The sequence below is a fragment of the Silvimonas sp. genome, from assembly GCF_031291215.1.
Lineage (GTDB): Bacteria > Pseudomonadota > Gammaproteobacteria > Burkholderiales > Chitinibacteraceae > Silvimonas > Silvimonas soli.
On the sequence record NZ_JARLJK010000051.1, the window covers coordinates 1 to 12,314 of the forward strand.

At 57.9% G+C, this 12,314-nt stretch carries 12 protein-coding genes and 1 pseudogene; 9 read left to right on the forward strand and 4 right to left on the reverse strand.

Translation table 11 applies throughout. The features are described 5' to 3' along the window. The 9 genes from P4L78_RS01475 to P4L78_RS01515 form a co-directional block, all read left to right on the forward strand. The coding region (locus P4L78_RS01475; protein ID WP_309326516.1) for a hypothetical protein at positions 1-1,566 on the forward strand (1,566 nt) is incomplete at its 5' end. Between the two features lie 36 nt (positions 1,567-1,602). Next, entirely contained in the window at positions 1,603-2,835 is a 1,233-nt protein-coding gene (locus P4L78_RS01480) for a hypothetical protein (RefSeq protein ID WP_309326518.1), read from the forward strand. A 2-nt stretch (positions 2,836-2,837) separates the two neighbouring features. After that, a complete protein-coding gene (locus P4L78_RS01485) occupies positions 2,838-5,717 on the forward strand; it encodes a hypothetical protein (RefSeq protein ID WP_309326520.1) in 2,880 nt (959 codons plus the stop codon). A gap of 90 nt (positions 5,718-5,807) precedes the next feature. After that, positions 5,808-6,158, forward strand: coding sequence for a hypothetical protein (locus P4L78_RS01490; RefSeq protein WP_309326522.1), 351 nt, complete (start codon positions 5,808-5,810; stop codon positions 6,156-6,158). Positions 6,159-6,178: 20 nt separating this feature from the next. Then, on the forward strand, positions 6,179-6,658 hold the full coding sequence (locus tag P4L78_RS01495; RefSeq protein WP_309326525.1) for a M15 family metallopeptidase: 480 nt from the start codon (positions 6,179-6,181) through the stop codon (positions 6,656-6,658). A 34-nt stretch (positions 6,659-6,692) separates the two neighbouring features. Next, entirely contained in the window at positions 6,693-6,986 is a 294-nt protein-coding gene (locus P4L78_RS01500; protein ID WP_309326526.1) for a hypothetical protein, read from the forward strand. Then, positions 6,973-7,725: a hypothetical protein gene (locus P4L78_RS01505; protein ID WP_309326528.1), complete on the forward strand. Its 753-nt coding sequence runs from the start codon at positions 6,973-6,975 to the stop codon at positions 7,723-7,725. Before P4L78_RS01500 ends, P4L78_RS01505 begins: the two co-directional genes overlap by 14 nt. Before the next feature lie 11 nt (positions 7,726-7,736). Continuing rightward, positions 7,737-8,270 (forward strand): hypothetical protein, encoded by a 534-nt coding sequence (locus P4L78_RS01510; RefSeq protein WP_309326530.1) that lies wholly within the window; start codon positions 7,737-7,739, stop codon positions 8,268-8,270. 136 nt (positions 8,271-8,406) lie between these two features. After that, positions 8,407-8,796: a hypothetical protein gene (locus tag P4L78_RS01515; RefSeq protein WP_309326532.1), complete on the forward strand. Its 390-nt coding sequence runs from the start codon at positions 8,407-8,409 to the stop codon at positions 8,794-8,796. A 92-nt stretch (positions 8,797-8,888) separates the two neighbouring features. Here P4L78_RS01515 and P4L78_RS22845 read toward each other — a convergent pair. From P4L78_RS22845 to P4L78_RS01535, 4 genes and pseudogenes are all read right to left on the reverse strand, one after another. After that, positions 8,889-8,993 (reverse strand): annotated as a pseudogene (locus P4L78_RS22845) (IS1595 family transposase); the annotation flags it as partial. An 872-nt stretch (positions 8,994-9,865) separates the two neighbouring features. Beyond that, complete coding sequence (locus P4L78_RS01525; protein ID WP_309326536.1) at positions 9,866-10,168, reverse strand: hypothetical protein; 303 nt, start codon at positions 10,166-10,168, stop codon at positions 9,866-9,868. Between the two features lie 767 nt (positions 10,169-10,935). Next, positions 10,936-11,277: an ArdC-like ssDNA-binding domain-containing protein gene (locus tag P4L78_RS01530; RefSeq protein ID WP_309326538.1), complete on the reverse strand. Its 342-nt coding sequence runs from the start codon at positions 11,275-11,277 to the stop codon at positions 10,936-10,938. A gap of 69 nt (positions 11,278-11,346) precedes the next feature. Continuing rightward, complete coding sequence (locus P4L78_RS01535) at positions 11,347-11,970, reverse strand: AAA family ATPase (RefSeq protein ID WP_309326540.1); 624 nt, start codon at positions 11,968-11,970, stop codon at positions 11,347-11,349. Positions 11,971-12,314 lie beyond the last annotated feature (344 nt).

Sequence of the window (12,314 nt, forward strand, 5' to 3'; positions counted from 1 at the left end):
CAACCCGGAGATATCAGCGTACTCGACCCCAACTATGCAAAAGAGAAGTCGAGCGCGAGCCGCGCCACCGCGACCGATTACATGCTCGACCAACTCCCGACGGCCGTAGGAACCGGGTTCAGCATGGCGGGAGGATCAAAGGCGACGCCGGTTGGATTGGGACTCGCGGCGCTTGGGGGAGCCGCCGGCGAGAGCGCGCGCGAACTCCTAGGCCGGATGCTCTACACAGACCCAGCGCGGCTCAGAGAACTCCCAGGGCATACCGAGCCAGGAAAGAACACGATTAGCGCGTTGGATACCCTGAAGCAGAGCGGAGCGGACATCGGAACCGCAGCGCTGGAGCAAGGCGGAGGCGAACTGGCCGGACGCGGGATCAATGCCGCAGGCGCGAAACTGGCCGAGAAGATTGGTTTGACCGGCGCGGCCAAGACTGCAGCCGACGCAGCCGCCGGCACTGGCGTCCAGAAGACGCCAGGAGAGGTGTCTGGCAACCGCGCACAACAGTTTCTGGAGCATTTTTTGAACTACATGCCAGGGTCGATGGGCCCGATGGGGCGGTTTGAGGCCAAGCGCGCCGGCCAAGCTACCGAAATCATTACAAAGGAGTTGGACAGCATAGCGGCGAAGAACCTTACCCGCGAGCAGTCCGGCGAGGCAGTCAGCAAGGTCCTTGACCACATGCAGGATGTGGCCAAGGATGAGGCGAATATGGCCTACAACCCCCTCAAGAAGCCGCTTGGCTTGCCCAGCAACGCATCGCGCGACCAAATTGAGGCAGCGGCGCGCAAAGCGGCGACGGCGCGCCCCAGCAGCATTCTGGACGCCTCTGGCAGGCCCGTAATGACGCCAGGAGACGGCGGGAAGGCTCTGGCGGCGCTGAAGGCAGCAGATACGGCCTACGGAGCCAGCCAGGAAGGGATACAGCGCAAGATTGTGGAGCGCATCGCCGGCGACAACCGCAGCGAAGCGGTACACCAGTACATCGCCAAGTCGTCTCTCGCCGATATCCGCGCCATCCTCCCGAAGTTGGCACCGGAGACGCGGCAGGCGGTAGGCCGGAATGTTCTGGAAGATGCTCTCAATGTCGGCCGAGACCCGGTCAGCGGGGAATTCAGCGCCAAGGGAGCGCTGAAGGCGCTTGACGCCATCGACAAGGACGGACCCAAGACGGCGCTTCTGTTCGGGAAGAACGCGGCCACTGTGCGCGCATCGCTGAAGGAAATAGCTTCGATCCAGAAGGGGCACATCCCAGGCGGTGGCATGGCGGGGCACCGGGTACTGGTTACCCTGATTGGGGCGCTCGCCGGCGCTGGATTGCTGACCGGACACGGTATGGAGTCGCTAATAGGCGTCGGCGGCGAGATGGGAGCTTCGCGCGCTCTCGCGGAGGTTGTCACCAACCCGGAGACGAGCCTGAAGGCGCTAACGGCACTCCGCCGCACCGCAGCCGGCGCAGTCCGAGTTGGAGCGCCCGCTATGGTAGATTTTCTACGTCAGGACTCTTTGCAGGAGCCGATGACGATGCAGGAGATGAAACAAGCTTCGCCGCTGGCCGCGATCCAGTAGGCAACAGTTGAATGACCGGAACAAGGGGAGACGCACATGAAGACCATAAAGTATTTACTGGCGGCGGCACTGTTTAGCGCTTCGGCGCTCGCGCAGAGTGGCTACTCGACGACGACTGCGAGTCTTGCATCCGTCTGCTACAACAATGGCAGCGTACAGGCGAGTTGGATCAACACCAACCCCACATCTCCTACACTTCCGAACCTGAATGGCGCACCATTTGCGCAGAGTGTTCCGAGCGCGATTGACTCATCCGGCAACTTCACTCTGCGCTTGGCGGATGTCAACGTCGTCGTGCCGAATTCGCCGAATCTGAGCTATTGGAAAATTACCGCATGCGCCAAGGGTGGAAGTCAGCCGGCCTGCTATTCGGCCAACGTACCGGCAACGGGGTCTACGTTCAATGCATCGTCGTACTTCTCCGGAGCGACCAGCGCTTGTACAGGCGGCTCGACGTACTTCCCCGGCACGCCAACAGTGACAGTTACAGGCGCACCGAGCGGGGCGGGCCAAGTCCCGACTTCGACTGGTACGGCCACCGCGACGTGGCAGGCATCAAGTGGCGGATTTACTGCAGGCGGCGACCTGAGTGGAAGTTCAACATCACAGCAAGTCAAAGGTATCAACGGTGTGCCCTTATGCACCGGGTATACCCCTACAAACGGGCTTGTAGTTGAATATGTGACCACTTCAAGCCCTAACCCTTGTTATCAACCGGGTGGTCTTGCACCCCCGCTACAGATCACGTCCTACCCAGCGGCAGTATCGGACGGCGGCACAGCCTTTGCAGCCGCGCTGACACGCTATACCGACAACCAGCCGCAAGCCGGGTCAGTCAACGCAGGCACGAGCGCGAGAGGCTATCTGGCTTTCAACGCAGCAGCTTCACTCCCGCAATATGCAGAGCAGACCGTCGAGTTGCCGCCGTTCTGGACGGGAACGACCCTATATCTGGACTTCTACTCGGCGGCTACGACTGGAAATGTGACGTGGGAAGTTGAATCGGCGTGTGTAGCCGCGAATCAGGTAGTCGGTTCGCCGACATGGAGTTCTCCCGTGACGGTAACAACGTCCGTGAGTGGAACGACGGGCGGGGCAGTGACGACAGCAGCAATCACAATCGCAAGCAACGGAGTGAACGGTTGCCCGTCATCCAGCGCGACCCTTCCTTCCGCCATGAGTTATCGGGTGTTTCGATCCGCCTCAGATACGGCCGCAGGCAACGCGAACCTTACCGCAGCGGTTGTCGTTATCGGAAGGAGCCAGTAACTATGCGCCGATTGTCCGCGTTCCTCTTCCTTCTGGCGGGGGTCGTTCCCTTTGCCTGCGCCCAAAACACCAACCCACAAACGACCTGGAGCAGTCAGGTTTTCGTAAACTCGCCATCCGTCTACCTGAATTTCAACGATCCGACTTCGACGTTCAATGAGCTAATTTCAAATACGGCATTCATTTCGTCGGTCAGTGGAAGTGCGACGGTGAATGCGCCGCAGGGAACCATATACGGCGGCGGGGGCACGAACTTCGCAGACTTTATGGGAGTCGCGCCAGCGAATGGAACCGTATCGAGTATCACTATTACCTTTTCGGGTGCGCCGTCGCCTGGGGCCGCAATTACGATAATGGTTGGCACACTGGGAAGCGGCCCGACTATCACCGTGACGAACTCATTCGTGGTGACGGCGGCGGGATCGACGACTCAGACTTTCGTCGCCGGGACGGATTTCACTTCGTTCAGCATGGCAGCCGGTCAGTATCTCGGATATTGGTCGAACGCGGCAAATCCGGCGTTTAGTAATCCTATTATTTGCTGTGACTACCAGCAGCACACGAGCACGGCTCCGACCGGAACAAGCGCCTTTAGCTTAGATAATAACAATCAGATTCAGATGAGCTATGTCATCAACTACACGACATCATCGGGAACGGTTACACCGCTGCAGCCGGGAATGAAGACGAACAACTTCTCCGCAGCCTTCCCGTACAACGGATGGAGAGCAGCGCCAAACAACACGATGGGGGCGGTCGATTGGAGTGCCCCGTGGACGATCCTGGATCACATCGACAATCTGCAATACGACCGTACCGGGAGCCTAATCCTTGCGAGCAAGGGCGATTTAGCGAGCGGGTCTTCGTGGAGCCTTTTTTTGCAGATGAACGGGCTGGTCTCGCAGCTTTGCTTCCAACGGGTGGGAACCGGCACCGTGGGAGTCACCGAGACACAGTGCAGCGCACCTACCACGAACGCAGTCACGCCCATTGACTGGATGCCAAACGGCTTCAACTATGACATCGTGGTGACTGACACCGGGACGGGCAACCCTGGTTTTTATCCGTCCAGCCCTGGAACCTCAGCGATCACGATCTACGTCAATGGCAGCGCAGTGTCGAGCGGAGTGCAGAGCGGTGGCTATGGATTTGGGGCACTTGTACCCACCGTTACCGGGGGAACAGGCTACGCGAATGACACGGCTTTCAATGTGACGGGCGGCGGCGGTCCTAACTGTCATGCAAGCGGTGTAATGAGGTCTTCTGGTGGAGTGCCATTCAACGTCAGCGCGAATTGGTATCCGACCGGAAGCGGAACATGGGGATGTACGACAACCTCCGGCCTAACCTACGCTTTCACAGGGGCCACCGGGACGGGCGCGACACTTAGCTTCGCGTTGAATGGCGCTTCGATGAATAGCACAACGCTCCCGCTAATGGTTCCGGGGTATGTTTCAGGCGGGAGTTATTTGGGTGTTGGAGGCACGGACACAACCCAGGGAACTACCTACGTCGACGAGTTCGCCACCTTCCCCGGAGTGCTGAATCAAACGCAAGTACAGAGCCTTTTCTACCAGTCGGAATTTTTCCGACGCCTGCTCGGCACGCCGCCCGCGAATCCAGTCTCCTTTGTTTTCGTCGATGATGGATGCGGCGATCCCGACGATTTCTTCGCTCTACAGTCTGCGGTGCGGGCTCAACAACTGGGCTACATCCAGATAGAAGGCGCGGTTGCCGATACAACAAACGACGTGTCAATCGGAATTTTCCGGCAGATGCTCGATCAAGCTGGACTCGCGAATATCCCGGTAGGCTACTCGAACCCCGGACAGGCCGCGTCGGGCTCGAGCGGATGCAGCAGTGCCAATCTCACGGCCTACAACGCATCCACGCCGCAGACAGTAGGAACCGGCGCATACCCAACGGCAGCAACCGTGCTGCGGACGGTGATGGCCGCTAACCCTACGACGCCCGTCAATATCTTCTCCGGCACATCGATGAACTCGCTCGCCCAGTTCATGCAGAGTCCGGCGGACGGCATCTCCTCAATGACGGGACTGCAACTCTGGAATCAGAACGCGGCGAACGGAGGTGTCGCCTTCCTACAGGGCGGCCAATGCAACCCGTCTTCCTTTCCAGCAACCTCGCCATGCTCAGGAGACATCGGTATCCAATACCTCGGTGATCCAGGTGGAACGGACAACTCAGGCCCCTATGTGTATGCCAATCACGGCGCGATGCCTCTCGCTTCGATAGGAGGGACACCGTGGCCGAGCGGCCCCGGCATCTCTGTGACGAGAGCATTCTTCGATCCGATGTTTTTATTTGTGACGACGGCTGGCTCTGATATTCGTACCGGGTGGGACTCCCTGCCGATGGCTGCTTTCATTAGCCCCTACTTTTCAGGCGGTGTCACGGTCGGATTTAGCGGCGGTACCGGCTACGCGAACCAAACCTTCTTCACTTCCACCGGAGGAGGCGCTAACTGTCAGGTTGCGGGGATTATGACCGCGAGCGGAGGGGTGCCGAACGGCATCGAATCAGTCTGGGGTTTGGCTCAGAACGCGACGGACTCAGGGGGCCTTTACCCAGGGCTTGGGTGGGGCTGTCTCACGCCGCCAACGATTGTACTCACTAGTCCCACCGGGACTGGCGTTGTACTGACTGCCTACACGACGCGGGTGTGCGGGACTGAGACGGCGACCATTAGCCCGCCGACCGACTCTTTCGTGTCAACGCCGGGAAGCTGCACAACGAACGTCTACGAGCAGCCGATGTCGGTTCTCGCCTCGCCTGCGAGTGCGGAGGCACCCATCTTTACTTGGTTTTTGAACTCGCTCGTCGATCCAATTCCGAACGGTCGAGTTCTGGCCCCACAATAAAAGTTGCATCCGTCCCCGCAAGCTGAGAAAAACAATTTAGCGATATGAAATAAAAGAGAGTGGGGACCGTCCGACGTGAGGAGTCTGCGAGTGTATTTGACCCAAATATTCCGGCTCGCGTACATCGGCACAGCCTTTGCCGGTGCCATTGTAATCGGCGCGTGTGGCGGGACCTACCCGCCAGCGGTCCATGCGCAAGATTCGACGCTCGCCACTCAAGTAGCCGTCAACACGCAACTCACCGACCAAGTACAGGCTGCGCAAGGCGAGATCAACCGCCGCATGGACAATGAGGATGTAAGGCTCAATGCGATGAGCGACAGCCTAGCCACTATCAAGGGCGCGGGAGGATCGTTTTTTGTCATCCTGGGAGTTTTGCAAATTCTGGGTTTTATCCAAACCGGGCGACAGAGTAACAAGGCAACTGCGGTGGCACCATAAGTTTGGCGAAAAGAGGAAAAATGAATGACGCGACTTCCAATCAGCGTCTCACGCAAGTAAACCCGCTCGTCGCCGGCAAAGTGGAGCTCGCCGCCAACCTTTTGGCATCCGAGGGAACCTACTTTCGCGTTGCGCAGGGGCTGCGGACTTACGCCGAGCAGAACGCGCTGTACGCGCAAGGGCGCGCGACTCCTGGCCACATCGTCACCAACGCGGTAGGAGGCTACAGTAACCATAACTTCGGGCTCGCCGTCGACTGCTATCCATTCCTGAGTGGAACGGCCGGCGAAGTCAATTTCTCGGTTGATACCCCACAGTTTCAAGCGATGGTGCGAGCGCTGAAGACGCAGGGACTGAAATGGGCTGGAGATTGGATCAAGAAGGGCGACAACGGCCATTTTTACATCGGACCTGCCAACCCCACCGATGCCGACCGCGCCGCCTTTGCCAAGGGTGGACTCCAAGCGGTTTGGGCGCTATACGCTGAAACGGCGGCATGATACCATAAGTGTCAAGAAAGGCAATCCCGACAAAATGAATACCATCTGGAACAAAATTACCGCATGGTTCGCCAGTAAAGGCGGATTCGCGCACGTGTGTGCAGCGCTATTTCTTTTGGGATATGGTGCCTATTTCCAAGTGCCAGCGTGGCGTGATTTGTGCGATGGGGTCTACAACAATACGCCCGTATGGGTTCACGCGGTGATTCTGGCCGGACTTGGGCTCTACGCCTGGTACAAGCGGACCAGCTCCCCAAAGGGAGCGCTCGAAAACGTCGAGAGGGATCAGGCGAAGGCAGTTGCGAAAGGGAACGATGGACCTCACTGACCGCAGGCTCGGCCGGAAGGCGATCAAGACCGATTCGCGCACGCTGCGACTGGAGCGCTACTTTACCGCCGCGCTACCGGCACCGCCGCCGGCGCGCGACTGGTCGAAGGGAATCACCGCGTGGGGCATGTTGATGAATGACACGTTGGGCGATTGCACCATTGCCGGCGTAGGACACGCGGTGCAGGCTCTGAGCGCCAACGCAGGCACGGAGGCGACAATCTCCGACGCGGTTGTGTTGAAGTATTACGAGCAATGGGACGGGTACAACCCCGCCGATCCATCGACCGACCAGGGCGGAATTTGTCTTGACGTGCTGAATAACTGGCGCAAGAACGGGTTTTCCGGACACGGTCTCATCGCGTACGCCACGGCGCTTCCCGCCAACAGGGTTCACGTACAGCAGGCTATCGAGTTGTTTGGCGGGCTTTACATAGGAGTGTCTCTCCCAATCAGCGCGCAGAGCCAGAACGAATGGAACGTTGTGTCAGACGATGGCACTGGGAGCAACGTAGCGGGAAGCTGGGGCGGTCACTGCGTCTTTGTGCTGGCCTACGACGCCGACGGCCTGACCTGCGTCACCTGGGGCTCTCTGATGCGGATGACCTGGGCATTCTGGAATGCCTATGTGGACGAAGCCTATGCGCTGGTGAGCCACGACTGGTTCTCCAATAAGTGGACCGCGCCGAACGGATTCAATCTCGCCCAGTTGCGGGCGGACCTCACCCAGATCAACTAAAAAGGAGCCCCATGAAGAACCGAATCAACCGCCGAGCTTTCGCCGTCTGGACACTGTCCGCCATCGCTGCCGTCACCTTTCCCACGCTGGGATGTAACACCCAGACCATCGCCAACTTTGTCGCGCTTATCGGAAAGTATGCCGGCCAACTGGCGACCTACTTTGGTGCCTCCGGATACGCGGCGCAGATCACGACGCTCGCCGCGCAGATTGCCACCGACATCGCCAACTGGCAGAGCGGGAGCCCCGCGACCGACGCTATCAACGCCCTTGACGACCTGGCCAGCCTTGTCAATCTGATTCCTGCAGCGGGCCCGTATGTGGTGTTTATTGACCTGCTGCTAGGCGCAATCTCCGGACTGCTGGCGCTGATACCCCAAGCCGCCGCGCAGCTCTCCGCCCGCGTCCGCACCCTCCCGCCGGCCAAGGTTGTGGCACCCACGTACTACGCGGACCTGTCAAAGAAGTCGATGACGACCGCCACCGACAATCTGAGCGCCGCATGGGCCCGTCTTATCATCAAGGTTGGACCCGTAACGAGGTAACGAAATGGGCGCTAATTACGAACTCGAACGCGAAGTGCGGGAAACCAATCGGCTACTCCGAAAATTGATTTCCATTGCGCGCGGATTCGAGCATCAAACCGAGTCAGTAGGTGTACGTTTCACAGGAGCCTCCACCATGAATAACCTCACCCTCGCAGTCGGCCAGTCTTCCATCGGGACCATCTCCCCCTTGGAAGCCGATGGCCTAACCACCACCCCTGGCGCTGTCGTCTCTGCACAGAGCTTCAGCATCAGCGATCCCAGCTTGACCTCTGTGACTAATTCAGACGGAACCGTAACCATCACCGGCGTAACTCCCAGCACCGCGCCTGTGACTGGCACCGTCTCCGCCACCGTCACCGATCCCGACAACACCGTGAACACGTTCACGCAGACCATTACCGTCACCGTCACCGGCGCACCCACCGGCCGCACCGCGTCTATCGGTGTCGACTTCTCCGCCCCAACGCCGCCCGCGAGCAGCGCCAAAGCCAAGAAGAACAGCAGCAGCACCATCGACGGCTAGTAGCACGAACTCCCCAGGACGCAGAAATGCCCGCCGGAAACAAGCGGCGGGCATTCTTGCGTCTAGACTATTTCGGCGGGACTTATATACATGACTCCCTTTCTTGAGCATTTGTGGAGCGGTACATGCGACCGCTCAAAGATGGTTGCGGTGCGGACGGTGAAATCGAGTTTGCATTGGTTGCAGCGGTAGAAACCGCCCTTGCGGGCCGTAATGCGCTGGCTTGTGATGGACAGTGAATCTTGCGCCAGCCGTAGAGCGCCAGCATAACCACATCCACCTTAGACCGATCCCCCTTTTCGAATGCTGTGACCAAGTCGTCCAAGTCAAACGTTGACTCATACGGACCGTCGTCATCGCTCCAATAAGAGGGATAAGGGTCCATCTCCTTCACCCAATCAATAGGTAGAGTTCGCTCACCGTGTTTTCCGGCCGGCACGAGTTCATCCAAGAAAGACGAGATGTCAGCAGCGAAGCGCATCTCCCAAGCATCGGTGTAGCATTCGTGCGGATGCATGGTCGACTTAGACCAGTAGAAGCACGCAAAGATATGCGCGGCGATGGCAGTATCAAACACCGGGCAGAACATAGCCATAGAAGTAGATTGCAAAACTGCCCATTGATCCTCACCCTCAAATTTGACCGGATAGGTTGCCATTGATATTTCCTCCATTCGTGTTGTACTTCCTATTTTCAACTATTGTCAACTGTATAGATACAGTTGAGACTATGCGGGAGGACAGTAAGCATTGAGGAGCCCGCAGATCAGTGCCGCCTTAGTAGAACTAACGCAGGTAGCAATTGCCCGACCGTCAATCATTACGCTGTGACCATGTTGAGTGTAGCGAGACCGCGCCGGCCACTCCGCCCCAGCCGCGCGGAAGACTTCGCGCCAGCCCGCGCCGGCAAAGCTACCCTCGCCCCGCAGATTGGTAAGCCGATAGTGTCCACCAACGCTCCGCGCGACCCAACCGTAGCCGAGAAGGTAGAGCGCCAGGTCCGTAGCCTGTTCATCCGTCAAGTTGCGCATGTTAGCCATAAAATTTGTGAGGGAATAAAGTACCGCTCCTTACAGTGCCGCCGCAACCATCGCGGCGAGGTCGGCAGGAAGAAGAGAAGCGTTGGCGTTGGCAATACGGAGCTGTGCGAGTTCGCGCTCCTTGCGAGGCATGGATGCGGCAGAGTCGGTCCATCCAGCTATGGCCACATCCTCGCGGGCGTTTTGAATGGCGCGCTTGGAATCGCGGCGCATCCGGCGAAGGCGGCAAAGAGCTTGGAGCGCGACGTTATCTGTGAGGTTTTCAATGCGAGGACCGTTCGAGTAGACGCTGCTAACAGCGGGGTGCTTAACGATCTGTTCGACGTTGTTCATGGTGGTCATCCCTTCGGGTTGAGTATGTCTCCGTCTTACAGTTGCCAATTTAGAACGGCGCTCTACTATTGTCAAGTGAAAAATACAACTGTCTCGCAACTGTTGCGCAGATGGCCTGCGGACGCCGGATAGCATCCAGGATGTTACCCGTACCGGCGGAAGGCTCTAGAACGCGGTCCCCAGGTTGAATAGCCGCCAGCGCTACCATGCGGTCAGCCAGCGCCGGCGGAGTTTGTGTGTTTTCCGAATCGCTGAACATTTTTATTCCTCACTTTCGGTAAATAGTTCGTTGGATTCAGACGGAAGCAGACCCATGCAACCGTGATTTTTACCGCCGCAGTGACACTCACAATTAGGACCGAGCGCCGACATGCAGCGCGCGTCGCAACCGTGATTAGATGGGTTATTGCTGTACTTTATCCGGCGCTCCGTCTTGTGGAACGCGCTGCACTTGGGACACATTCCAAAGTCTAGAAGTGTGACTGTTTCGCCGCCGCACTGCGCGAAGTGGCGGACTGTGAAACCTGCGGACCTGGCCCGAACCCGCGCCGGCGGAGTTGGGACGACTTCAGAGAATAGACCGAACTGGCCACTCGCGCCAGAGTCGCGGAACAATGGCGAGTGAATCTCTAGAGACCTGGCGCGCGCGTCTATAGACTGTAGCGGTGTGCGGAGTTGCGCGGAGATATCCTCCGCCACTTGTGCCGCGCGGGCCCGCTCCATTTCAGCGGGCACCGCGTCCAACGTGGGAAGTGTGAGATATTGGATCACAGTACCTCCGCCGCAGATTCCGTCTGTGAGATATGAAAGACTGTGACGGAGCGCGGCATCCTGTAACCTGGCCGGCGCTCGCCAGTCTCCGATGCTGCATCCTTCTGGCCGGAGACCGCGATAAAAGTGGTAACCTTTACTCCGTGTTCACCCTTTTTTACGCGCCGGCCAAGCGCTTTCCAAGCCCAAAAAGTAAAGACATTTTCGCGCGGTCGAATGTCATTCAATGGGATGCCGCGCTCCGAGAATCCTTCGAGGATAGCGGTGTAATTCATTACCGATTGTCCGGAAATTGCGCGCGATAGTGACTCGTGAGACATTTCAGCAATAGATGCCATAGTAGGTTCCTTTCGGTGTGGAGCGCTCGAGCTCCGAGGTAACGCGCCGGAGTCCGCCGGCGGGCGGATTCATGCCATAAGCAATTCAGTCTGTAAGCGCATGAGAGACGCACGGATATTCCCCGTCGCTTCCTTGACTATCCTTGCAAAGTTTGGCGCGGTAGCATCCGCCGGCGCTTCCGCCTTCCAAGCGCGCTCCAATAGCGCGGCCGCATCCTGAGAATTTCCATAACTGGAGAATTCGACCGGCATACACCGCGACATAAAGGAAGGAAGCAATCCATCCGTAGTATTTCCAGTAAAGATAAAGATGGTATCGGGCGGGCGGGCGGTCGCGTCTAGGATTGAATGCAAGTAGAGCTGCGCAGCGGTCGACATGCGGTCGGCTTCATCCACTAACACGAGATGGCATTTTTTTCCGGCCCATGGTACGCGGTGACAAGTGGATACTACCTGGCGCATAGTCTCTAAGTTGCAATCCTGAGACTGGATATGATGCAACTCCGCCGGTATTGCATCCGCAAGCGCGAGCGCCAGAGTAGTCTTACCTAATCCGGGTTCGCCAATAAAAAAATATGCGGATGAAAATGGGTTAGCTGCAAGGCGCTTGCAAAGTTTCTTTGGTTTATCCAATCCGAGAAACTCATCTATAGCGCGCGGGCGGAACTTTTCGGTCAGAAGATTATCTTCCATTGTCAAATCCTTTCGGTGTGGAGTAGTGGACTCCGTCTTACAGTTGCCAATTTAGACCGGCGCTCTACTATTGTCAAGTGAAAAATACAACTGTCTCGCAACTGTTGCGCAGATGGCCTGCGGATGCGGTGCCAGGTCCGGCGCAGATGGCCTGCGGATGCGGTGCCAATCATGCGCGGATGCGGTGCAACTGTTGCGAGGATGCGGTGCAACTGTTGTATATAGACGGGGCGCGTCGCTGCGAACCTATCACATACCGCTCCAGAATGTCAAGTAAAATCGTCAAGCCCCCCCTCCCCTCTTTTCACTTGACACCACCGCCCGCTGAGATACATAATTATGTA

Coding starts and splice junctions, on each gene's coding strand:
- P4L78_RS01480 (WP_309326518.1), top strand. CDS start 1,603: ATGAAGACCATAAAGTATTTACTGGCGGCGGCACTGTTTAGCGCTTCG.
- P4L78_RS01485 (WP_309326520.1), top strand. CDS start 2,838: ATGCGCCGATTGTCCGCGTTCCTCTTCCTTCTGGCGGGGGTCGTTCCC.
- P4L78_RS01495 (WP_309326525.1), top strand. CDS start 6,179: ATGAATGACGCGACTTCCAATCAGCGTCTCACGCAAGTAAACCCGCTC.
- P4L78_RS01500 (WP_309326526.1), top strand. CDS start 6,693: ATGAATACCATCTGGAACAAAATTACCGCATGGTTCGCCAGTAAAGGC.
- P4L78_RS01505 (WP_309326528.1), top strand. CDS start 6,973: ATGGACCTCACTGACCGCAGGCTCGGCCGGAAGGCGATCAAGACCGAT.
- P4L78_RS01510 (WP_309326530.1), top strand. CDS start 7,737: ATGAAGAACCGAATCAACCGCCGAGCTTTCGCCGTCTGGACACTGTCC.
- P4L78_RS01515 (WP_309326532.1), top strand. CDS start 8,407: ATGAATAACCTCACCCTCGCAGTCGGCCAGTCTTCCATCGGGACCATC.
- P4L78_RS01525 (WP_309326536.1), bottom strand. CDS start 10,168: ATGAACAACGTCGAACAGATCGTTAAGCACCCCGCTGTTAGCAGCGTC.
- P4L78_RS01530 (WP_309326538.1), bottom strand. CDS start 11,277: ATGGCATCTATTGCTGAAATGTCTCACGAGTCACTATCGCGCGCAATT.
- P4L78_RS01535 (WP_309326540.1), bottom strand. CDS start 11,970: ATGGAAGATAATCTTCTGACCGAAAAGTTCCGCCCGCGCGCTATAGAT.